The sequence below is a fragment of the Enterobacter sp. WI-ESBL-E8 genome, from assembly GCF_053364895.1.
This window is the reverse complement of record NZ_JBRWXJ010000001.1, coordinates 3583593-3604911: the sequence shown is the minus strand read 5'-3', so window position 1 is coordinate 3604911 and position 21319 is coordinate 3583593. Positions and strand designations below refer to the sequence as shown.

Annotated in this window: 18 protein-coding genes; 7 read left to right on the top strand and 11 right to left on the bottom strand. The window is 57.8% G+C overall.

What is annotated here, in order from left to right:
- Positions 1-60: 60 nt before the first annotated feature.
- From ACWHWP_RS17035 to ACWHWP_RS17025, 3 genes are read right to left on the bottom strand one after another with little or no spacing between them, the layout of a single operon-like run.
- Entirely contained in the window at positions 61-804 is a 744-nt protein-coding gene (locus ACWHWP_RS17035; protein ID WP_059312593.1) for an alpha/beta fold hydrolase, read from the bottom strand.
- A gap of 11 nt (positions 805-815) precedes the next feature.
- A complete protein-coding gene (locus ACWHWP_RS17030; protein ID WP_059312592.1) occupies positions 816-1283 on the bottom strand; it encodes a DUF6130 family protein in 468 nt (155 codons plus the stop codon).
- 51 nt (positions 1284-1334) lie between these two features.
- Complete coding sequence (locus ACWHWP_RS17025; RefSeq protein WP_447856053.1) at positions 1335-2564, bottom strand: MFS transporter; 1230 nt, start codon at positions 2562-2564, stop codon at positions 1335-1337.
- 96 nt (positions 2565-2660) lie between these two features.
- On the opposite strand from ACWHWP_RS17025, the gene ACWHWP_RS17020 reads away from it, so the two are divergent.
- Positions 2661-3551 carry a LysR family transcriptional regulator gene (locus ACWHWP_RS17020; RefSeq protein WP_447856052.1) on the top strand — a complete coding sequence of 297 codons (891 nt, stop codon included), beginning with the start codon at positions 2661-2663 and terminating at the stop codon, positions 3549-3551.
- Here ACWHWP_RS17020 and ACWHWP_RS17015 read toward each other — a convergent pair.
- On the bottom strand, positions 3548-3736 hold the full coding sequence (locus ACWHWP_RS17015; RefSeq protein ID WP_021241815.1) for a YfgG family protein: 189 nt from the start codon (positions 3734-3736) through the stop codon (positions 3548-3550). The two genes, ACWHWP_RS17020 and ACWHWP_RS17015, sit on opposite strands and share 4 nt — an antisense overlap.
- 353 nt (positions 3737-4089) lie before the next feature.
- On the opposite strand from ACWHWP_RS17015, the gene ACWHWP_RS17010 reads away from it, so the two are divergent.
- Complete coding sequence (locus tag ACWHWP_RS17010; RefSeq protein ID WP_063957743.1) at positions 4090-6330, top strand: EAL domain-containing protein; 2241 nt, start codon at positions 4090-4092, stop codon at positions 6328-6330.
- A gap of 4 nt (positions 6331-6334) precedes the next feature.
- Here ACWHWP_RS17010 and ppx read toward each other — a convergent pair whose 3' ends face one another.
- From ppx to purM, 4 genes are all read right to left on the bottom strand, one after another.
- The gene (gene ppx, locus ACWHWP_RS17005) at positions 6335-7873 is read right to left on the bottom strand and encodes an exopolyphosphatase (RefSeq protein ID WP_059311978.1); all 1539 of its coding nucleotides are present in this window, start codon (positions 7871-7873) and stop codon (positions 6335-6337) included.
- Positions 7874-7876: 3 nt separating this feature from the next.
- Positions 7877-9937, bottom strand: coding sequence for a polyphosphate kinase 1 (gene ppk1, locus ACWHWP_RS17000; protein ID WP_059311977.1), 2061 nt, complete (start codon positions 9935-9937; stop codon positions 7877-7879).
- A gap of 207 nt (positions 9938-10144) precedes the next feature.
- Positions 10145-10786, bottom strand: coding sequence for a phosphoribosylglycinamide formyltransferase (gene purN, locus ACWHWP_RS16995; protein WP_059311976.1), 642 nt, complete (start codon positions 10784-10786; stop codon positions 10145-10147).
- Positions 10783-11820, bottom strand: coding sequence for a phosphoribosylformylglycinamidine cyclo-ligase (gene purM / locus ACWHWP_RS16990; RefSeq protein WP_032675306.1), 1038 nt, complete (start codon positions 11818-11820; stop codon positions 10783-10785). The genes purN and purM overlap by 4 nt, the downstream gene beginning before the upstream one ends.
- Positions 11821-12066: 246 nt before the next feature.
- On the opposite strand from purM, the gene bglK reads away from it, so the two are divergent.
- The 5 genes from bglK to ACWHWP_RS16965 all read left to right on the top strand — a co-directional run bounded on the left by bglK (position 12067) and on the right by ACWHWP_RS16965 (position 17427).
- On the top strand, positions 12067-12960 hold the full coding sequence (bglK, locus tag ACWHWP_RS16985) for a beta-glucoside kinase BglK (protein ID WP_447856051.1): 894 nt from the start codon (positions 12067-12069) through the stop codon (positions 12958-12960).
- Positions 12961-12970: 10 nt separating this feature from the next.
- Positions 12971-14401, top strand: a complete 1431-nt coding sequence (locus ACWHWP_RS16980; protein ID WP_063427921.1) for a 6-phospho-beta-glucosidase — start codon at positions 12971-12973, stop codon at positions 14399-14401.
- A gap of 226 nt (positions 14402-14627) precedes the next feature.
- Positions 14628-15254: a uracil phosphoribosyltransferase gene (gene upp, locus ACWHWP_RS16975; protein WP_008501641.1), complete on the top strand. Its 627-nt coding sequence runs from the start codon at positions 14628-14630 to the stop codon at positions 15252-15254.
- 86 nt (positions 15255-15340) lie between these two features.
- Positions 15341-16630, top strand: a complete 1290-nt coding sequence (gene uraA, locus ACWHWP_RS16970) for a uracil permease (protein WP_047346718.1) — start codon at positions 15341-15343, stop codon at positions 16628-16630.
- Positions 16631-16725: 95 nt separating this feature from the next.
- Positions 16726-17427: a DnaA inactivator Hda gene (locus ACWHWP_RS16965; protein ID WP_216821201.1), complete on the top strand. Its 702-nt coding sequence runs from the start codon at positions 16726-16728 to the stop codon at positions 17425-17427.
- Between the two features lie 95 nt (positions 17428-17522).
- Here the strand turns inward: ACWHWP_RS16965 and ACWHWP_RS16960 are convergent, their stop codons facing one another.
- The 3 genes from ACWHWP_RS16960 to celB are packed head-to-tail and all read right to left on the bottom strand — an operon-like array spanning position 17523 to position 21223.
- Positions 17523-18944 carry a leucyl aminopeptidase family protein gene (locus tag ACWHWP_RS16960; protein ID WP_447856698.1) on the bottom strand — a complete coding sequence of 474 codons (1422 nt, stop codon included), beginning with the start codon at positions 18942-18944 and terminating at the stop codon, positions 17523-17525.
- Entirely contained in the window at positions 18944-19900 is a 957-nt protein-coding gene (locus ACWHWP_RS16955) for a N(4)-(beta-N-acetylglucosaminyl)-L-asparaginase (RefSeq protein WP_047346716.1), read from the bottom strand. The genes ACWHWP_RS16960 and ACWHWP_RS16955 overlap by 1 nt, the downstream gene beginning before the upstream one ends.
- Positions 19901-19903: 3 nt before the next feature.
- Positions 19904-21223 (bottom strand): PTS cellobiose transporter subunit IIC, encoded by a 1320-nt coding sequence (gene celB / locus ACWHWP_RS16950; RefSeq protein WP_059311972.1) that lies wholly within the window; start codon positions 21221-21223, stop codon positions 19904-19906.
- Positions 21224-21319 lie beyond the last annotated feature (96 nt).

Below are 21319 nucleotides of genomic sequence, written 5' to 3'. Positions count from 1 at the left end.
CTTACCCGACCTACGAAACCGTAGGCCCGCGCAAGCGCAGCGCCGCCGGGCAAATTGTCCTCAGTGCATCCGCCTCGCCTGCTCAATCGTCCGGGCGATGGCGTCCGGCTGGCTCACCATCGACACGTGGCTCGCCGACACCTCGGTGGTTTTCGCGTGGATCGTCTTCGCCATCGCGCGTTCAAGCGCCGGGTTAATCATCCGGTCATTCTGACTCACCACGTACCAGCTCGGTTTGTTGTGCCACGCGGCGTGAGTCACTTTTTCTGCGAAAGCGTCGCCCTTTATTGGCCCCTGCGTGGCCGCAATGATTTGTTGTTCACCCGGTTTCACGTCAGGCGCGAAATCCTTCCTGACGGCGTCCGTTGGCAGATATAAATAGCCGTCCGCCGTTTTGGCGATGCCCGCGCTGCCCGGCGGCGCGGGGAAGCTTCCCGCCAGATCTGCCGTCGACTGCCCGGAGTCCGGCGCAAATGCCGCCACGTAAACCAGCGATTTTACCCGCGCATCGTTGCCCGCTTCGCTAATCACGGTGCCGCCCCAGGAGTGGCCTACCAGCACCACATCCCCCTGGGCGCGGGCGATGGCTCGCCGCGTGGCGGCAACGTCATCTTTTAGCGACGTGAGCGGCAGCTGCACGGCAATGACCTCTGCGTGCTGTTTCTGCAGCAGGGTAATCACCTTATTCCAGCTGCTGCCGTCGGCAAACGCGCCGTGCACCAGCACCACGCTGGTTTTACTCTCCGCAAAGGCGCTGGCGGAAAGCGCCAGCAGGCCTGCCGTCAGTACAGTCAGTGCTTTCATTCTGGGGCTCCTTAAAAATGGTGAACCGCCGCGTGGGGCGGGACGGTGAATTCAATGGTTTTGTGGTCGAGCGGCTTGTGCGTCGGGTCGGCCAGAATAATCGTCACCTTGTGCTTGCCGGCGGGCAGCCCCACCAGGATCACCGGCTCTCCGCTGGCGTCAGCCCAGTGCCACGGCGCGTCATCCACCACCACGTGAATGTGCCCGATGCGCGGGGCGACCCTGAGCGCCTCGGGCCCGAATACCGGCTCGATGCGCAGGTTTTCGGTCCGATATTGAATGAACACCGCGCCTTTGCTCAGCGGGCCGGCAAGGGGCGGATCGACAATCAGTTTTGCCGGCGGCTGCGGGCGTTGCAGCGGGGCAACGGCAGCAGGGCCGTTCACGTCGGCGGCGCTCAGGTTGTCCAGAGGCGTGGCCCAGGCGCCGCTGGACGACGCCAGGGCCAATAATGGGAACAGTAAATAACGGCGGATCATCGGTTTCTCTCCTCATCGGTTCTGAATGGCGACAGGGAAAGAAAACCATTTTTATGTATCGGAGATATTTGCCGGAGGCGGCGTTTTGTACCCGTTTGTTAGCGTGGCCTGCTGGATACAGTGCGATACAGTTTGCCTGCCGCGACGGCGCACGATCGCTATCGCCAGCCCGGCAATCACCAGCGTCAGCCCCGTTGACACCCACATTGCGCCAGCGATACCCAGCGTTTTGTTGAGCCACGCATAGGCAAACGGTGAGGCTGCCGCCATCAGCTGGCCGGGGATAAGCAGCATGCCCGTTCGGCGGGCATAGCTTTCCGTGCTAAATAGCTCCAGCGGCAGGGTGGCTTTTACGATGGTAACCAGCCCGTTGATGGCCCCGTAGCCCAGCACAAACCCGGCTGCGCACCAGACAAACTGGGAACTGCTTAGCCCAACCAGAAAGCAGAGCGGCATGGCGAGCGCGGTGAAAAGCGTGAGTTTGACGGGGGTTAAGCGGGCACCCGCCAGCACTTCCAGCGAGCGAGCAGCCGTCTGGCCTATCCCCCACAGCATGCCGATGGCGACCGGCAGGCCGAAATGGATGATAAACTCCGGCAGATGGGTAGAGGTGCCGTTAGAGACAAAGGTGATAAGGGCAATGAAGGCGGCATAAAGCCAGCCGTTACGCCGCTCGCTGTTCAGCGGCGGCGCGGTGACCTTTGTCGTCACCGTCAGCTGCTGCGGGGGAAGCGTGCGTATCAGCACCGCGCTCAGCAGGCCAAAGAGGGCATAGACGCGTAGCGCATCCTGCCAGCTCATGATGTGAAGCAGACCATAGCCCAGCGGCCAGAAGATAGCGGAGGCCAGCCCGCCCGCCAGCGTGACGCGTGAGATTGTTCTTCGCGCCTGCTGTCCGTAGAGGTTCACCAGCGCGGCGAACAGCGCATCGTACAGCGACAGGCGCATCCCTACGCCGGTGACCAGCCAGGCGCAGTACCAGCCAGCAAGCGTCTGGGTATACGCCATCCCCGCGCAGCTGATGGCGATCAGCAACGTGCCGCTCATCACCACCTTCTGGCCGCCAAAGCGCGCCAGCAGACGGGCGACAAACGGGGAGACCGCCGCCATCACCAGCATCGCCAGCGTCAGGCCGAGGTAAATCTGCGGTGACGACCATCCCCGGTCGGCTGAAATGGCCAGCGCGAAGGTGCCGGGCATATAAAACGAGATCCCCCAGTTGATGAGTTGATTACATCCCGCCGTGAGGGCGAGTCGGCGAGGCAGGGCAGGTGTTTCCATTGTTTTCATTCCGTTATGCAGTTGTCCTGAGCATAACTCGCGGGGTATTGTGCTGGCAGGGCAGCAACCTTATGCGCGGTATAAGAGAAACTTTGAATGACGACGCTTAATCTGGGCTATCTCGCCACGTTCCGTCTGGCGATCCAGCGAGGCAGCTTTTCAGCGGCAGCGGATCTGCTGGGCATTTCCCAGCCCGCCGTGAGCCTGCAAATACGCCAGCTGGAGCAATTTCTGCAAACGCGGCTGGTGGAGCGTACCGGGCGGGGCATTAAGGCGACGGATGCCGGGCAGGCTTTACTGGCGCACGGGGAGCGTATTCAGCAGGCGGTGGATGAAGCCATCCGCTCCGTGAGCGCGTTCAGCCACGACGTGAGCGGCACCATTACGCTTGGCACGGGGGCAACGGCCTGCATTCATCTTCTGCCGCCGCTGCTGGAGCAGCTACGCCGAGAGTTTCCGCTCCTGAGCGTGGGGGTGACGACAGGCAACACCCTCGACATCGTCAGGGCCATCGAAGAAAACCGTCTCGATATGGGGCTGGTGACGCTGCCGGTGAGCGGCAGAGCGCTGGACGTCATGCCGGTGATGGACGAGGAGTTTGTCTTTATCGCGTCGCGGGAGCAACAGGATGCATTCAGGGAGCTCACCCCGGAGGCGCTGCACGCCCAGCCGCTGATTGCCTTTGAATCCGGCAGCGGTACCCGGGCGCTGATCGATGGCTGGTTTGCGTGCAATGGGTTAACGATCGCGCCGGTGATGCAGCTTGGCAGTATAGAGGCGATCAAACGCATGGTTCGCGCGGGGCTGGGCTACAGCATTGTTCCGCGCATGGCGGTCGAACAGGATGCCGATCGTGACGGGCTGTGCGTGATGTCGCTGACGCCCGTGCTGCAGCGGCAGCTGGCCGTGGTGATGCGGCAGGACAAAATCCTGAGCAAAGGCATAGCAGGCATTATTCGGATACTGCAAAACCCTCCGGCGGCCTAGCGGTCAGCGGTATCGACGGTCAGGCTGGATTGCTGTGACTGGGTTTTATCCTGATGGTGGTACCAGGCGCCAATCGAAGAGTAAACGAAGCGGCCAAAGAAAAACAGGAAGCTGATGAGCAGTATGATGCGGGTCATCCGGGTGTTAAATCGATGTCGTTTGCGCATACGCGTGACCTGACTCACTCTGTTTTTCCTGGGTAAGCCCATTTGGGCGATGAGGATATTAAGGCACAGCGGGAAGAGGGGGTCAATTCTGATGTGTGTAAATAACCGTCAATGTTTACATTAATTGATGTTATTGAATTTAATTAATGCATTTACCATATTGATAATATGAAGAAAATTATTTCAAAAAAAACGCCACAAAGCGTTATTTGCGTAAATTAGTTTGATTTAAGTCAACGGATTCCCGGCCCTGATATTTAAAATCCTTCCTCCACACTGTTCGCCCCGCACGTTGCCGGGCAGCGCGTACGTCAGGTTGGATGCCTGTCTTTATTTTCCCTCTGGAGCGATAGGGGTTTAACCGGGCATCTATGAACATTATTGCTTTCCTGATAAAAAATGAAAACCGCTGGTGGGCATTGCCGCTTATTTTGCCTGTGGTTTTACTTCCCATACTGAGCGTCGCGAATACGTTCACGCAGCTGGGCGACGGTATTGCGGCACTCTACTATTTGCCCCTCTCGTTTTTGCTTTCGCTGATGATGTTCTTTGGCCTGGAAGCCCTTCCTGGGATCGCGCTGTCGCTGTTTATCCGCTATTACCCGTCGGTCGGGATGTTTGAAACCGTCGCCGGTATGCTCCATTTTATCATCCCTTTGGTGCTCAGCTGGGGCGGTTACCGGGTGTTTGCGCCCCGACGGAATATGACGGCTTACGGCGACGTCCGGCTGATGGCGCAGCGCATCTTCTGGCAGGTCTTCTGCCCCGCGACGCTGTTTCTGGTGCTGTTTCAGTTTGCGGTCTATCTGGGCGTGTATGAGAGCCGCCAGAGCCTGGCGGGGTTAAACCCTCTCAATATTCGCACTCTCATTAACTACCAGGCGCTGCTGGTCAGCGGGCTGACGGGCGTGCCGTTGAGCTATCTGCTAATCCGCCTGATTCGCCATCCGCGTTATGTCAAAAGCCTTGTCTCGCAGATCCGTTGCCAGATAGACAAAAAGGTGACGATCGTGGAGTTTTTACTGTGGGCGATTGCGCTTGGCGGGCTGCTTTCGCTGCTGCTGCTGCCGATGAATGAAAACAGCTCCATTTTCACCACCAACTACACCCTGTCGCTGCTGATGCCGGTGATGCTCTGGGGCGCGATGCGTTTTGGCTATAAGCTGATATCGCTGATCTGGACGCCGGTGCTGCTGGTGTCTATTCACTATTTTTACCACTATATCCCGGTGAACCAGGGGTATGACATTCAGCTGGCGATCACCTCTTCCAGCTACCTGGTCTTCTCGTTTGTGGTGATTTATATGTCGATGCTGGCGACTCGCCAGCGCGCCGTGAATAAACGCTCCCGCAGGCTGGCGCTGCTCGACCCCGTCGTGCACATGCCTAACCTTCGGGCCTTGACGCGCGATCTGGCGAAGAACCCGTGGTCGGCGCTCTGCCTGCTGCGTATTCCGGAGCTGGAAATTCTGGGCCGAAATTACGGCGTGCTGCTGCGTATTCTGTATAAACAGCAGCTGGCGCAGTGGGTTAACGGCACGCTCCAGCCCAATGAGCAGGTGTACCACCTGACCGGGTATGACCTGGCGGTGCGACTCAACGCGGAATCACACCAGCAGCGGATTGAGGCCCTGGACGAGCATATCAAACAGTTCCGCTTCGTCTGGGACGGCATGCCGCTGCAGCCGCAGGTTGGTGTGAGTTACTGCTATGTACGGTCTCCGGTTAACCATCTTTATCTGGTCCTCGGGGAGCTCGGGGTGGTTGCCGATCTGTCACTCTCCTCCAACCATCCGGAAAATCTTCAGCAGCGTGGTGCGGTCCATTTGCAGCGCAGCCTGAAGGATAAAGTCGCCATGATGAGCCGCCTGCAAAAGGCGCTCGATAACAACGAATTCACCCTGCTGGCGCAGCCCGTTCGCGGCCTGCGTGGCGATCGCTATCACGAAGTCCTGTTGAGGATGCCGGATATCAACGGGGTATTGATCTCTCCCGATCTGTTCCTGCCCGTCGCGCAGGAGTTTGGCTTGTCCTCGCGGGTGGATTTGTGGGTCCTGGAGCACACCCTGCGCTTCCTGGCCGCGCATCGCGAAAGGCTGCCCGGCCAGCGTTTTGCCATTAACCTGGCCCCGTCAACCGTTTGTCGGGTGCAGTTCCCGCTTGAGGTCAGCCGCCTGCTGGCGAAATACGCCATTGAGCCGTGGCAGCTGATTTTTGAGGTGACCGAGTGCAGCACCTTCGGCAGCGGGGAGCAGGCGCTACACATCCTCCAGCAGCTGCAGAAAATGGGGGTACGCATTGCGATTGATGATTTCGGCACCGGGTACGCGAGCTATGCGCGGCTGAAAAGCGTGGATGCGGACATACTCAAGATCGACGGCAGCTTTATCCGCAATATCGTCAATAACAGCCTGGATTACCAGATAGTGGCTTCGATCTGCCATCTGGCGCGCATGAAGAAAATGCTGGTGGTGGCAGAGTATGTTGAGACCGAAGAGATACGTAGCGCGGTTCACGCGCTAGGCATCGATTACGTGCAGGGCTATCTGATTGGCAGGCCGGCACCGCTTGAGTCGCTGCTGGAAGCTGAGGCGTCCACCGCGGACGCCTGAGCCGTTACGCGGCGACGTCGGCGCTCTCTTCTTCGATTTTGAGCAGCCAGCCGGTGACCGCTTCCCAGTACTGCTGCTCTTTTTCCAGGTCCAGCAGGACCAGCGCGTTCTGGCTAAACCAGTCGTGCGGGAAGCTCAGCGTCCAGTGATGGTCGTCGGTTTTCAGCTTCAGCGTTGGCGGCGTGGTGGTGGCCTGACGCTGGTTGTTGAGCAGCACGCCCAGGCGCAGCAGCTGAATCATCGGCAGGAACTGCTTCTTCTTGAACAGCGTGAAGCGCGGCAGATCGTCGAGCTTGATGGCTTTACGGTGATAGCGCACCAGGGTTGCCATCATGGTTTGCTGCTCCTGGTTGAAGCCGGGCAGATCGCTGTTTTGCAGAATATAGGCCGAATGGCGGTGCATTCCGCTGTGGTTAATGTTCAGTCCCACTTCGTGGAGCATCGCGGCCCATTTCAGCAGGGCGGCAAGCTGCGGATGGGCCAGCTTAGGGTTCTGCTCCTGCCACTGATCGTACATCTGAACGGTCGTTTCCAGCACGCGCTTTGCCTGTTCACGGTCGATGTTGTACTGGTTTGCCAGGCTTTGCGCGGTGCGGCTGCGGATATCCTGATGGCGGAAGCGGCCTTCCATCTCATACAGTACACCTTCACGCAGCGCGCCGTCAGAAAGACGCAGCTCTTTAATGGCCAGCGCATCAAACACGCCGCAGAGGATAGCCAGACCCGGCACGAAGACCGCTTTGCGCTCGTCGGAAAGGCCCGGCAGGCTTAGGGCGTCGAAGCTTTTATGTTTCAGCACTTCTTCGGTAAGCAGCGTCAGGCGCTCGGGCGTGATAAACCCGTCTTTTTCGCCCATCGCCAGCAGCACTTCATGCGCCGCTTTGATGGTGCCTGACGCGCCCAGCGCGACGTTCCAGCCCTGAATACGGTACTGCCAGGCCAGGTTTTCCAGCTTCTGGACAGCGGCCATACGCGCGCGCTGGAAATTTTCACGGGTGATGGTGCCGCCCGGGAAATACATCTGCGCGAAGCTGACGCAGCCCATACGGCGGCTTTCCACCAGGCGCGGCTCAAAGTCTTCGCCGATCACCAGCTCCGTAGAGCCGCCGCCGATGTCGATAACCAGCTTGCGCCCTTTTTCCGGCTGGGTGTGTTCAACGCCCATGAAAATCAGACGCGCCTCTTCGTTGCCGGAGATGATCTCAATCGGGTAGGGGATCACTTTTTCGGCCCGCTTGAGGAACTCTGGCGCGTTCAGCGCCTGGCGCAGGGTGTGGGTGCCCACGATGCATACGCTGGAGGGCGAGAAGCCCTGCAGGCGTTCGGCAAACAGCGACAGGCAGTTTAACCCACGCTCCATTGCCTCTTCGCTAAGCATGCTGCGCTCGTCAAGGCCATCCGCCAGGTGCACGCGTTGCTTCAGACGACCGATGATCTGCAGCGCGCCATCCACCTCACGGGCGATGACCATGTGGAAACTGTTAGAGCCAAGATCGACCGCGGCGAATTCCTGCGGGCGTGGGGTCTTATCATTTATCGGCATAGGTTAATCGGGTTGCTCGAGTGATTTGATATAGTCGTAAATCGCCAGTTGCGACCGCACTTTACGACGGTTGCCGCGCGGTACGTAGCGGTTACTGAGTTCTTTGTCGATATAGCGTGCTTTCACGGTATCGCTGAACAGAATCTCGATGATGTCGAGGATCTGCTGCTTCAGACGCGGATCCAGCAGCGGCGTCGCGACTTCAATTCGGTAGTCAATATTGCGCGTCATCCAGTCTGCAGAAGAGAGATAGACCTGTTTATCACCCGCATTATCAAAAATATAGACCCGATCGTGTTCCAGGTAACGGTCAACAATGCTGATCACGCGAATATTGTCGCTGATGCCTTCCAGTTCCGGGATCAGGGAGCACATGCCGCGGATCAGCAGGTTAACCGGCACGCCGGAGCTGGACGCCGCGTACAGCCTGTCCACCAGCCCTTTGTCGACCAGGTTGTTGAGCTTCAGCGTGATGCCGGACGACAGCCCTTTCTGGGCATTGGCGATCTCTTTATCGATCATATCGTACAGCAGGCGGCGCGAGTTCTGCGGCGACACCAGCAGATAATCGAAGCTCACCGGCCGGTACGGGTTCTCAATAAAGTTAAATACGCGACGCACCTCGTTCGTGATGCGGGCATCCGCGGTCAGCAGCGAGTAGTCGGTATAAATTCGCGCGGTTTTCTCGTTAAAGTTCCCGGTACCGATGTGGGCATAACGCACGACATCGTCGCCCTCTTTACGGGAGATCAGGAACAGTTTGGCATGAATTTTCAGCCCCGGCGCGGAGAAGATAACGTGAACGCCCGCTTCCGTCAGACGGCGCGCCCAGTGAATATTCGCCTCTTCGTCGAAGCGTGCCTGCAGCTCAACCACCACGGTGACTTTTTTGGCGTTGTGCGCCGCATGGATCATCGCATCGATGATGCGGGAATCTTTTGCCACGCGGTAGATGTTGATTTTGATCGCCAGGACGCTCGGGTCGAAAGAGGCCTGACGCAGCAGTTCCAGCACGTGCTCGAACGTGTGGTACGGATAGTAGAGCAGGACATCGCGTTCGCGAATGGCGTCGAACCCGTTGCGGAATTTATCAAACCACAGATGGCGCAGGCGCGGCAGCGGCTTGTTGACCAGATTGGCTTTGCCGACGTTCGGGAAGCCAATAAAGTCTTTAAAGTTGTGGTAGCGGCCACCCGGCACGATGGAGTCATAGCGCGAAATGGTCAGCTTCTCGCGCAGCATTTCCACCATGGCGTCCGGCATATCGCGCTGATAAACAAAGCGCACCGGCTCGGCCGTCAGGCGCTGTTTGAGGCTGGAGGACATCAGCTCCATCAGGCTGGCTTCCATCTCGTGCACCAGGTCATATTCGGCGTCACGGGTCATCTTCATCGAGTAGGCGTTTAACGCATCGTAATCGAAGAAGCCTTTAAAAATGTCGTCCAGGCAGTAGCGCAGGATGTTATCCAGCAGGATCATTGGCTTGCGTCGGCGCGGGGTTTCCGGCGGCAGGTTCACAAAGCGTGGCACCTTGTCGGACGGGATCTCCAGCAGCGCGTAACGGATAGACTCACCGCGAATGATCTCCACCGCCAGGTAGGTGTAGTCATCTTTCAGGAACTGCACCAGATCGGTTTCGCGGTTGATCAGAATCGGGGTAATGTGCTGGCGCAGATAGTGTTTGAAGTAGTGGCGCAGCCAGTTTTGCTGGTTAACGGAAAGCTGGCGTTCGTTAATCAGGAAGATTTGATTACGCGCCATTTCCAGCAGGAGTTCGTTATACAGGCCGTCAAATTCCTGATCGGCTTTCAGCACGCGAGACTGGATTTTGCCCAGCAGATGACGCGAGTGAGAGTTTAAGCCCTGTTCTTCGCTAATGATGATGCGCCTTTTCAGCTCGGCAAAGCGAACCTTATAGAACTCATCCAGGTTGTTGGAATAAATGCCCAAAAAACGCATGCGCTCGATCAGCGGGTTACTTTTGTCAGCCGCTTCCTGGAGTACACGTTCGTTGAATGCTAACCAGCTTAGCTCTTTCTCGATATATAACTTTTCCTGACCCATTACAGCTCACACTCCAGTTCAATCACAGGACGTGGTAAATCCGTCTCGTCCTTATTATGGCGAGCATTTCCACGATATGTCCAACAGTGCCAGAAAAGTATGACAGTTATTTTTTTTGTTGGGGATTTTAGAAGGTTGGAGAAGGGAATATCGGGTAATGCAATGCACAGGTCGGGTAAGCGCGGCAGCGCTACCCGACATATCCAACTACTCTTCCGCCGCATAACCCTGCGGGGGTAACTTAACGCCATCCAGCCAGGCTGCGCCGTCGCGCATTGCCAGACGCCCGTCAACAAACCAACTGACCACCAGGGGGTAAATGGCATGCTCCTGGCTCTGCACGCGTTCGGTCACCTCTTCTTCGCTGTCGCCGTCAAAGACCGGGACTTTCGCCTGCAGGATCACCGGACCGCCATCCAGCTCGTCGGTAACGAAATGCACGGAGGTGCCATGCTCTTCATCGCCGTTTTCCAGAACCTGACGATGGGTATGCAGGCCGGGATATTTCGGCAGAAGCGAAGGGTGAATATTCAGCAGACGGCCTGCGTAATGCGCGACAAAAGCCGGGCTCAGAATACGCATATACCCTGCCAGCACCACGACGTCAGGGGCGTAGGCATCAATCTCCTGAACCAGCTCGCGGTCAAAGGCTTCGCGACCGGCAAACTGGCTGGCTTCCAGCGCGTGCGCGGGAATATTCGCTTCCCGCGCGCGCTCAAGGCCGAACGCATCGGCCTTGTTGCTGAATACTGCCCGAATGGTGCCGTTGATTTTCTTCTGTTTGCAGGCGTCAATTATCGCCTGCAAATTGCTTCCGTTGCCGGAAATGAGCACCACGATGTTTTTCATTCAATGACCACACGCTGTTCGGAATCGGAAGCTTTAATCGTACCGATTTTCCACGCGTTTTCACCTTTCTCTGTCAGCAGCTTAACCGCTTTATCCGCTTCGCTTGCCGGCAGGGCGATAACCATACCTACGCCGCAGTTAAAGGTGCGATACATTTCGTGAGAGCTCACGTTGCCTGCGGTCTGCAGCCAGTTGAAGACGGCTGGCCACTGCCATGACGATTCGTCGATCACCGCCTGCGTGTTATCCGGCAGCACGCGCGGAATGTTTTCCCAGAAGCCGCCGCCGGTCAGGTGAGCGATAGCGTGAACGTCGACGTTCTCGATAAGCTCAAGCACGTTTTTCACGTAGATGCGTGTCGGCGCCAGCAGATGGTCGGCCAGCGGTTTACCTTCAAGCTCGGTGGTCAGTGGGTCGCAGCCGCTCACCTCAAGGATTTTACGCACCAGAGAGTAGCCGTTAGAGTGCGGGCCGCTGGAGGCCAGGGCGATCAGCACGTCGCCATCGGCCACTTTGCTGCCGTCGATAATTTCTGATTTTTCTACCACGCCGACGCAGAAGCCTGCGACGTCATAATCTTCACCGTGGTACATGCCCGGCATTTCCGCGGTTTCGCCGCCGACCAGCGCACAGCCTGACTGCAGGCAGCCTTCGGCGATGCCGTTAATCACGCTGGCTGCGGTATCCACGTCCAGTTTGCCGGTCGCGTAATAGTCGAGGAAGAACAGCGGCTCTGCACCCTGAACCACCAGGTCGTTTACGCACATCGCGACCAGATCGATACCGATCGTGTCGTGACGTTTTAAATCCATCGCCAGGCGCAGCTTTGTGCCTACACCGTCAGTACCCGAGACCAGAACAGGTTCACGATATTTTTGCGGCAGCGCGCACAGTGCGCCGAATCCACCCAGACCACCCATCACTTCCGGGCGGCGGGTTTTTTTCACCACACCTTTGATTCGGTCAACCAGCGCATTACCTGCGTCAATATCAACACCGGCATCTTTGTAGCTGAGAGAAGTTTTGTTGGTCACGGCTCAAGTCCCCACGCGATTGCATAGCTAGTAAGAAAAATCGGCGCAATTCTAACAGTCCAGGCAAACGTTTGCGAGCCTATTCTCGGCGAGAGGATTTTTTTTTCAGTTGCGTCCCGGACGGCGCGCAAACTTGATTCCGTTCACGAAAATGAAACCGGTTTCGGCGATCTGCTTGCAAGCGGTTTGCGGAATGAACATCATAAACTGAAACCGGTTTCAGTTTCATTCAGGAGGGATGAAGGCATGAACATCGCCGCATTTGATATTGGTGGCACTGCATTAAAAATGGGTATCGCGACGGGGCAGGGAGCGCTGCTGCAGAGGGATAAGGCCGCCATTAAGAACAGCGACGGCGAGGCCATCCTTTCGCAGATGCTGAACTGGGTGGCGGCGCATCCCGGGCTTGCGGGGATCGCCGTCAGCGCGCCGGGGTATGTGAATCCGCATACCGGGTTTATCGAGATGGGCGGGGCGATTCGCCGCTTCGATCAATTCGCGATGAAAGCCTGGCTTGAGGCGCAGACGGGATTACCGGTCACTGTCGAGAATGACGCTAACTGCGTGCTGCTGGCGGAGCGCTGGCAGGGCAAGGCGACGGATATCGACAACTTTCTGGTGCTGACTATCGGCACCGGGATCGGCGGGGCGATTTTCTGCAACGGCAAGCTGGTTCACGGGGCGCGTTTTCGCGCCGGGGAATTCGGCTACATGCTCACGGAAAGGGCGGACTCAAGACGCGTTGCCCGCCACTCCATGAATGAAAACTGCACGTTACGCACCCTGCGCAAGCGTTACGCCGATTGTCACGGGCTGGCGCTGGATGACGTGACCGGAGAAGCCATTTTTGACGGTTATGACGCAGGCGACGCCGCGTGCCGTCGCCTGGTGGATGATTTTCTTAACGGCATTGCGATAGGTCTTTATAACCTGGCGAATGTTTTCGATCCGCAGACCATTTTCATTGGCGGCGGAATTGCGGAGCGGCCCGGTTTTATGGATTTGCTCCGCACCCATCTCGCGTGGTTTGGCATCGCGGATATCGCCGATGTTGTCAGCCACGGCAACCGCGCCGGGTTAATTGGCGCGGTTTACCACTTCAGACAGCAGTATCCGTCAGCAATCCGCAACATCGAATGAGGGAAAGAGTATGTCAGGATTTAAAGCAGGTTTTCTATGGGGCGGCGCGGTTGCCGCGCATCAGCTGGAAGGCGGCTGGAAAGAGGGCGGCAAAGGGGTGAGCGTCGCCGACGTCATGACCGCCGGCGCGCACGGCGTACCGCGTGAAATCACCAACGGCGTGCTGCCCGGGAAAAACTACCCGAACCACGAAGCCATCGATTTCTACCATCGCTATAAGGAAGACATCAGGCTCTTTGCCGAGATGGGGTTCAAATGCTTCCGTACCTCTATTGCCTGGACGCGTATTTTCCCCAAAGGGGACGAGCGGGAGCCTAACGAGGCGGGTCTGAAGTTCTATGACGATCTGTTCGACGAATGCCTGAAATACGGCATCGAGCCGGTTATCACGCTCTCTCACTTCGAAATGCCTTTCCATCTGGTCACGGAGTACGGCGGATGGCGCAACCGCAAGCTGATCGACTTCTTTGTTCGCTTCGCACACGTCGTTTTCCAGCGCTACCAGCATAAAGTGAAGTACTGGATGACCTTCAACGAGATCAACAACCAGGCCAACTTCCACGAAGACTTTGCGCCGTTTACCAATTCCGGGCTGAAGTATGAGCCGGGCGAAGACCGCGAGCCGGTGATGTTCCAGGCCGCGCACTATGAGCTGGTGGCGAGCGCCCTGGCGGTGAAGGCGGGGCGCGAGATTAATCCGTCGCTGCAGATCGGCTGCATGATTGCCATGTGTCCTATCTATCCGCTGACCTGCGCGCCTGACGATATGATGATGGCGATGAACGCCATGCACCGCCGCTACTGGTTCACCGACGTGCACGTGCGCGGCAGGTACCCGCAGCACCTGCTCAACTACTTTGAGCGTCGTGGATTTGCGCTGGATATTACCGAAGAAGATAAAGCGGCGCTGACGCAGGGCTGCGTGGACTACATCGGATTCAGCTATTACATGTCTTTCGCCACCAAAGCGACGGCGGATAATCCGCAGCTGGACTACGACGAGAGCAAGAGCCTGGTCTCTAACCCGTACGTGCAGAAATCCGACTGGGGCTGGCAGATTGACCCGGTAGGGCTGCGCTACTCCCTGAACTGGTTCTGGGATCACTACCAGCTGCCGCTGTTCATCGTTGAGAACGGCTTTGGCGCTATCGACGTGCAGGAGAGCGACGGCACCGTGAACGATCAGTACCGTATTGATTACCTGGCCGCACACATCCGCGAGATGAAAAAAGCGGTGGTGGAAGATGGCGTGGATCTGATGGGCTACACCCCGTGGGGCTGCATCGACCTGGTGTCTGCCGGAACGGGCGAAATGAAAAAGCGCTACGGCTTTATCTTTGTCGATAAAGACAATGAAGGTAACGGCACGCTGAACCGCAGCAAGAAAAAGTCGTTCGACTGGTATAAGCAGGTGATTGCGAGCAACGGCGAGCAGCTATAATTGCCCGGTGGCGCTGCGCTTACCGGGCCTACGGGACGTGTAGGCCGGGTAAGCGTTAGCGCCACCCGGCAGAACCCCGCACCCAAGCCGGAGTTTCGCCTCCGGTTTTTTTGTCTCTAAATCACTTTGCTTGATATACGTCAAGCAAGATGGGTATGGCCTAATCCGAAAAAAGCGGTATAATCCCGCGATTTTTTTGCGGATGCCACCTCAGAGGAGAAAGAGAATGAAGATTGTGGAAGTGAAACACCCACTCGTTAAACACAAGTTGGGCCTGATGCGTGAGCATGACATCAGCACGAAGCGTTTTCGCGAACTGGCCTCTGAAGTCGGCAGCCTGCTGACCTACGAAGCGACCTCCGATCTGGAAACAGAAAAAGTCACCATCGAAGGCTGGAACGGCCCGGTGCAGGTTGAGCAGATCAAAGGGAAGAAAATTACCGTTGTGCCAATCCTGCGTGCCGGTCTCGGCATGATGGAAGGCGTGCTTGAGCACGTGCCAAGCGCGCGTATCAGCGTGGTGGGGATCTACCGTAACGAAGAAACCCTTGAGCCGGTTCCTTACTTCCAGAAGCTGGTGTCTAACATCGACGAGCGTATGGCGCTGGTGGTTGACCCGATGCTGGCGACCGGCGGTTCAATGATTGCTACCATCGACCTGCTGAAAAAAGCGGGCTGCAGCAGCATTAAGGTGCTGGTGCTGGTTGCGGCACCGGAAGGGATCGCGGCGCTGGAAAAAGCGCACCCGGACGTTGAGCTGTATACCGCATCTATCGACCAGGGGCTGAACGAGCACGGGTACATCATCCCGGGGCTGGGCGATGCTGGCGATAAGATCTTTGGTACGAAATAATCGAATAACGATAAATAAGCCGACTTTGATAGTCGGCTTTTTTTTGAATAAAACACACATAACTAACCATCTCAGAGGAAAACACTATGACGCGCCGTGCTATCGGGGTGAGTGAAAGACCGCCGCTTTTACAGACTATCCCGCTTAGTTTGCAGCACCTGTTCGCCATGTTTGGCGCAACCGTGCTGGTGCCAATCCTGTTTCACATTAACCCGGCTACCGTGCTGCTGTTTAACGGTATCGGTACGCTGCTGTACCTCTTTATCTGTAAAGGCAAGATTCCGGCGTATCTGGGGTCGAGCTTCGCGTTTATCTCGCCGGTTTTGCTGCTGCTGCCGTTGGGTTATGAAGTGGCGCTGGGCGGGTTTATCATGTGTGGCGTCCTGTTCTGCGTGGTCTCCTTCATTGTGAAGAAAGCCGGTACCGGCTGGCTGGACGTCATGTTCCCGCCTGCCGCGATGGGTGCCATCGTTGCGGTTATCGGTCTGGAGCTGGCGGGCGTGGCGGCGAATATGGCCGGTCTGCTGCCTGCTGACGGTCAGTCACCGGATACCAAAACCATTATCATCTCGCTGGTGACGCTGGGCGTAACGGTGTTTGGCTCCGTGCTATTCCGCGGCTTCATGGCGATTATCCCGATCCTGATCGGCGTGCTGGCGGGCTATGCGCTCTCCTTCGCAATGGGCGTGGTGGATACCACCCCAATCGCTCAGGCACACTGGTTCGCGCTGCCAACCTTCTACACCCCGCGCTTCGAATGGTTTGCTATCTTCACCATTCTCCCCGCGGCGCTGGTGGTGATTGCGGAGCACGTCGGCCACCTGGTGGTGACGGCGAACATCGTTAAGCGCGATTTAATCCGCGACCCGGGCCTGCACCGCTCCATGTTTGCTAACGGCTTCTCGACCATTATCTCCGGGTTCTTTGGCTCCACGCCAAACACCACCTACGGTGAGAACATCGGTGTGATGGCGATTACCCGCGTCTACAGTACCTGGGTTATCGGCGGCGCGGCGATCATTGCCATTCTGCTCTCCTGCGTGGGTAAGCTAGCGGCCGCTATCCAGATCATTCCGGTGCCGGTAATGGGCGGCGTCTCTTTGCTGCTGTACGGCGTGATCGGCGCGTCCGGTATTCGCGTGCTGATTGAATCCAAAGTGGATTACAGCAAAGCGCAAAACCTGATCCTGACCTCCGTTATCCTGATCATCGGCGTGAGCGGTGCGAAGGTACACATCGGCGCGGCCGAGCTGAAAGGCATGGCGCTGGCGACCATCGTGGGCGTGGGCCTGAGCCTTATCTTCAAGCTGATCTCTGTGATCCGCCCAGAAGAAGAGATACTGGACGCTGACGACAGCGAAAAAGCGTCACACTGATCGTATTAGCCGGGCGAAGGATCGCCCGGTTCTCTCCTTGCAGGTTCCGTGTTAAACTCCGTTCCGATTTTATGTAAGATCTGGTTGAGGTACTTCTGAACGGACCGGCACAGCTCTCTCTGCCACTCTATCTCCCTGACGACGAAACTTTCGCGAGTTTCTGGCCGGGTGATAACCCCTCTTTACTGGCTGCACTGCAAAACGTGCTGCGCCAGGATCACAGCGGATACATCTATATCTGGTCACGCGAAGGCGCGGGGCGCAGCCACCTGTTGCATGCCGCCTGTGCGGAGCTTTCCGCGCGGGGTGATGCGGTAGGCTATGTGCCGCTGGATAAACGTACCTGGTTTGTGCCTGACGTGCTGGAGGGAATGGAACATCTCTCACTGGTCTGCATCGATAATATCGAATGCGTGGCGGGGGATGAGCCGTGGGAAATGGCGATCTTTAACCTCTATAACCGCATTCTGGAATCGGGCAAAACCCGGCTGCTGATCACCGGCGATCGCCCGCCGCGTCAGCTTAACCTTGGTCTACCGGACCTAGCGTCTCGTCTGGACTGGGGACAAATCTATAAGCTCCAGCCACTGTCGGATGAAGATAAGCTTCAGGCGCTACAGCTTCGCGCAAAGCAGCGTGGGTTTGAGCTGCCGGAGGACGTGGGCCGCTTCCTGCTCAAGCGTCTGGACCGGGAAATGCGCACGCTGTTTGACACGCTCGATCAGCTCGATCGCGCTTCCATTACCGCCCAGCGCAAGCTGACCATTCCATTTGTGAAAGATATTCTCAAGCTTTGAGGTTGTTCGCCCGGTGGCGCTGCGCTTACCGGGCCTACGAAAACCCGCCACGATGTGTAGGCCGGGTAAGGCGCAGCCGCCACCCGGCAAAACATTCAGGCACTATCCCCCAATAAATGCTCCACCAACAGCGGAATCGGCCTCCCCGACGCCACGCTTCGTCCGCTTTCACGCCACAGCGCCGTTCCGCTGATATCCAGATGGGCCCACGGAATGGTCGGCGGGCAGAAGTGATGCAGCAGCCACGCCGCCGAGGCGCTGATCGCCGCATTGTTGGTCGGCGTGTTGCACAGATCGGCGATGGCGCTGTCGGTCTGCTTTTTCAGCCGCGCGTCCAGCGGCAGGGACCACACTTCGTCGCCGCTCCGTTTACCCGCCTTCGTCAGCGCCGCACGCAGCGGTTCATCCTGGGTCATCAGCCCGCTCAGCTCATACCCCAGCGCTTTCACCACCGCACCCGTTAGCGTCGCCATATCAATAATATAGCGCGCCTGCGGATGCCGCTGGCTGGCCCAGGCAATCGCGTCCGCCAGCACCAGCCGGCCTTCGGCATCGGTATTATTGATTTCTACCGTAGTGCCGTTGCAGGCCCTCGCCACCGTGCCGGGCTGCATGGCGTCCGGACCTATGGCGTTTTCCGCCAGCGCCAGCACGCCCATAATGCGAACGGGAAGGCCAAGCTCTGCGACGGTCAGCATCAATCCCACCACGTTAGCCGCGCCGCACATGTCGTATTTCATGGTGTACATGCCTGCCCCTTCCTTTAGCCACAGGCCCCCGGTATCAAAGGTAATGCCTTTTCCTACGTAGCAGCGCAACGGGCCGTCAGAAACACCGTCATAGTGAATCGCCAGCAGCCTCGGGGGGCAGGAGGCGCCTTTACCGACGGCATGAAGGAGCCCCAGGCCTTGCTCAACAATGTCTGTTTCGTTGAGCACCTCGCACCGCAGGGCGGGGAAGGGGGCACACCGTTTTTGCGCCTCTTCGACCACAAACTGCGGCGTGCAGCGGTCGGAGGGGGTATCCGCCAGACGACGCGCGCAGATCATACCCCTGGCGATAGCCTGCTGCTGGCGGAAGATAGCTTCCAGCTTGTCCCGCTGTTCCGGCAGGCAGAGCGCGGTAATCTGCTCAAGACGAACGTCGCTGGCGGTTTTCTTCAGCTGCAAATCACTCAGCCTGTGCGCCTGGTTAAAGAGAAAACGCAGCACCTGTACCAGCACAACGTCGTCGATGTTCGTGACGTCCAGTACCGCATGAGGGCTGACGGGAGAGGCCAGCAGCGGGCGCAGCGCCGCGAGCAGCCCTTCGGTCAGGCTGTCCTGCCAGAGCGCATCGGGCAGCAGGGTTATTCGGGCATACGGGGTGCAGCCGAAGCGGGCGTCGGCGATGCCGTCAGACGCGCGCATTTCCGCGACTAGCGCTGTGTCCGGCAAATGGGTACAGGAGGCGCGGGCGATGACATGGCTCTGCGGTTCTGCCTCTGAAAGTGCGGTAATGAACTGATACGTAATCATCATTGTTCCTCAATCGGCGCGCGGATCCGCGCGGCGTAGGCCTGCATCCATTCGTCATCCACGGCGTGATAGTGCGTTTTCTCCTGCCGGCGCTCGGTGCGAAATACGGTAAGCGGCTGGCGGGCGGTGGCGACCACAAACGAGAAGGTTTTGATGTTCGTTGCCGCGCCGAACTCGCCTTTGTTATTCATGCACACCACGGAGAGATCGCCCACGCGGCCAAAGCGCGACATCAGCCTGTCTTCCAGCTCGAAAACCACTGAATCCGCCGCCTGCTGCGGCGTCATGCCCTGCGCCATGCGGCGAACGATTTCGTAGCTGGTACAGCCCTTCATCAAATCTTCCCCCACGCCCGTGGCGGTGGCGGCGCCAGTTTCGCTGTCGCAGTAAAAGCCGGAACCGATAATTGGCGAATCGCCGAGTCGGCCGCGTTTTTTCATAAACAGGCCGCTGGTGGAGGTGGCGACGCTCATCGACCCCTGTTTATCAAGGCCGATAATGCCGACGGTGTCGTGGCCGTCGTACGGGCTTAAGCCTTTATCCAGCGTCTCCCGACAGCGCTTGCGGTAATGCTGCATGGCGCGGTCGGTGAGCATGGTTTTGTCGGCAAAGCCCTGGCTCAGCGCCCATTCGCGCGCCCCCTGACCGACCAGCAGGCTGTTATAGCGCTGGCGGCTAAGCGCCTGCGCCACGCGTACCGGGTTGGCAATATCCACCAGATTGCCCACGGCACCAAACGCCAGCGTGTCGCCGTCCATGTAGGCAGCGTCCAGCTCAACCTCGCCATTTTCGGTGGGCAATCCGCCGTAGCCGACGGATTTATAAAATGGAAAGTCCTCGACGGCGGCAACGGCATCAACCACTGCCGCAGAGACCGGTTTTCCCGCAGCCAGCGCAGACGCCGACTCCGTGACGCCTTCAAGCGCCATTCGCCAGGTGGCGATAATTCCCCACATGCTTTACTCCTGTTTTGCAAGTGTCGTGTCGGTTTGCGTCGCGGTAGCCACTTCCGCCGCGCGGTACTGCTTGTCCACAATGCGCATAAAAGGCAGATACAGCATGGCGCCAATCAGCAGGTTGATAAGCTGCATCACGCTACCGCTGAGATGCCCGGTGACGATGAAACCGCTGATCACCGGCGGCAGCGTCCAGGGAATAAAGACCCCGGTGGTCACGGCGACCGCGCCAATTTTCATGGCGGCATACTGCACAGTGACCAGCACCAGCGGGACAAGGTTGAAGGGGATAAGCATGATCGGGTTCATGATCACGGGCAGGCCAAACAGAATCGGTTCGTTGATGTTAAACACCGACGCCCCTGCGCCCAGTCGCGCGACTTCCCGCATGTTTTTACTGCGGGCGAAAATCAGCATCGCAATGACCAGCGACAGCGTAGCGCCCGCGCCACCCATCCAGATCATGTCAAAAAACTGTTCCGTAATAATGTGCGGCGGCGTGGCGCCTGCCTGAATGGCCGCGATGTTATCGGTCTGGTTTTCCATCCACAGGGGACGAATAATGCCGTTGATCATCGAGCCGGAGTTAATGCCCACTGACCACAGGATGGTGATGCTGAATACCGTCATCAGCGCGCCAAAGTAAGAGGTGCCGTAGTGGCGCACCGGTGTGGCGACCACCTCATAAATAAACTGATGAATCGTGTTGTAGTGGGTATTTTCAAAGACGATGCGGATAATCAGCACGAGAATCATGACCAGCAGGGCCGGGATCAGCGCCGCAAAAGACTCCTGCACCGCTGGCGGCACGCCGTCCGGCATTTTGATGACCAGATTTTTGCGCTTGAGCCAGCAGAACAGTTCTGTCCACAGCAGCGAGCCAATCATCGCCACGAACAGCCCTTTACTGCCGATCCACTCCACCGGGATCACGGTGATCCCGCCGTTCTCCGCCACTTTGATAAAAGGCGTCAGGATCAGAAAGGCGACCAGCGCCAGAATGCCGCAGGAGATGCGGTCTTCGCCGTAATGTTCGGCCAGGCGGAAAGCCACCAGGAAGCTGATAAACAGCGACATGGTCGAGAACACCGCGTTGAACGGAATTTCGATGATGGCGCTCCAGCTGGCACCAAAGGCCTGAGACATAAACTGCTGATAGGTTTGATTCGGGAACGAGGAGATCACCAGCAGAATAGAACCGACGATGATAAAAGGCATGAACGACACGTAGGCGCCGCGAATGGCCCCGAGATGCCGCTGCTGTGCCGTTTTGGCCGCCAGCGGCATCAGCTTTGCTTCAAGAAATCCCAGAACATTGTTCATTGTGAACTCCGTACAAGATTGAGTGGTGCGGTTTATGTTATGTCTGTGGATTATCAGTGAAGCGTGGCGAGCGAAAGGTGAAATCGGTCACAAAGC

Coding starts and splice junctions, on each gene's coding strand:
- ACWHWP_RS17035 (WP_059312593.1), bottom strand. CDS start 804: ATGAAAGCACTGACTGTACTGACGGCAGGCCTGCTGGCGCTTTCCGCC.
- ACWHWP_RS17030 (WP_059312592.1), bottom strand. CDS start 1,283: ATGATCCGCCGTTATTTACTGTTCCCATTATTGGCCCTGGCGTCGTCC.
- ACWHWP_RS17025 (WP_447856053.1), bottom strand. CDS start 2,564: ATGGAAACACCTGCCCTGCCTCGCCGACTCGCCCTCACGGCGGGATGT.
- ACWHWP_RS17020 (WP_447856052.1), top strand. CDS start 2,661: ATGACGACGCTTAATCTGGGCTATCTCGCCACGTTCCGTCTGGCGATC.
- ACWHWP_RS17010 (WP_063957743.1), top strand. CDS start 4,090: ATGAACATTATTGCTTTCCTGATAAAAAATGAAAACCGCTGGTGGGCA.
- ppx (WP_059311978.1), bottom strand. CDS start 7,873: ATGCCGATAAATGATAAGACCCCACGCCCGCAGGAATTCGCCGCGGTC.
- ppk1 (WP_059311977.1), bottom strand. CDS start 9,937: ATGGGTCAGGAAAAGTTATATATCGAGAAAGAGCTAAGCTGGTTAGCA.
- purN (WP_059311976.1), bottom strand. CDS start 10,786: ATGAAAAACATCGTGGTGCTCATTTCCGGCAACGGAAGCAATTTGCAG.
- bglK (WP_447856051.1), top strand. CDS start 12,067: ATGAACATCGCCGCATTTGATATTGGTGGCACTGCATTAAAAATGGGT.
- ACWHWP_RS16980 (WP_063427921.1), top strand. CDS start 12,971: ATGTCAGGATTTAAAGCAGGTTTTCTATGGGGCGGCGCGGTTGCCGCG.
- upp (WP_008501641.1), top strand. CDS start 14,628: ATGAAGATTGTGGAAGTGAAACACCCACTCGTTAAACACAAGTTGGGC.
- uraA (WP_047346718.1), top strand. CDS start 15,341: ATGACGCGCCGTGCTATCGGGGTGAGTGAAAGACCGCCGCTTTTACAG.
- ACWHWP_RS16960 (WP_447856698.1), bottom strand. CDS start 18,944: ATGATTACGTATCAGTTCATTACCGCACTTTCAGAGGCAGAACCGCAG.
- ACWHWP_RS16955 (WP_047346716.1), bottom strand. CDS start 19,900: ATGTGGGGAATTATCGCCACCTGGCGAATGGCGCTTGAAGGCGTCACG.
- celB (WP_059311972.1), bottom strand. CDS start 21,223: ATGAACAATGTTCTGGGATTTCTTGAAGCAAAGCTGATGCCGCTGGCG.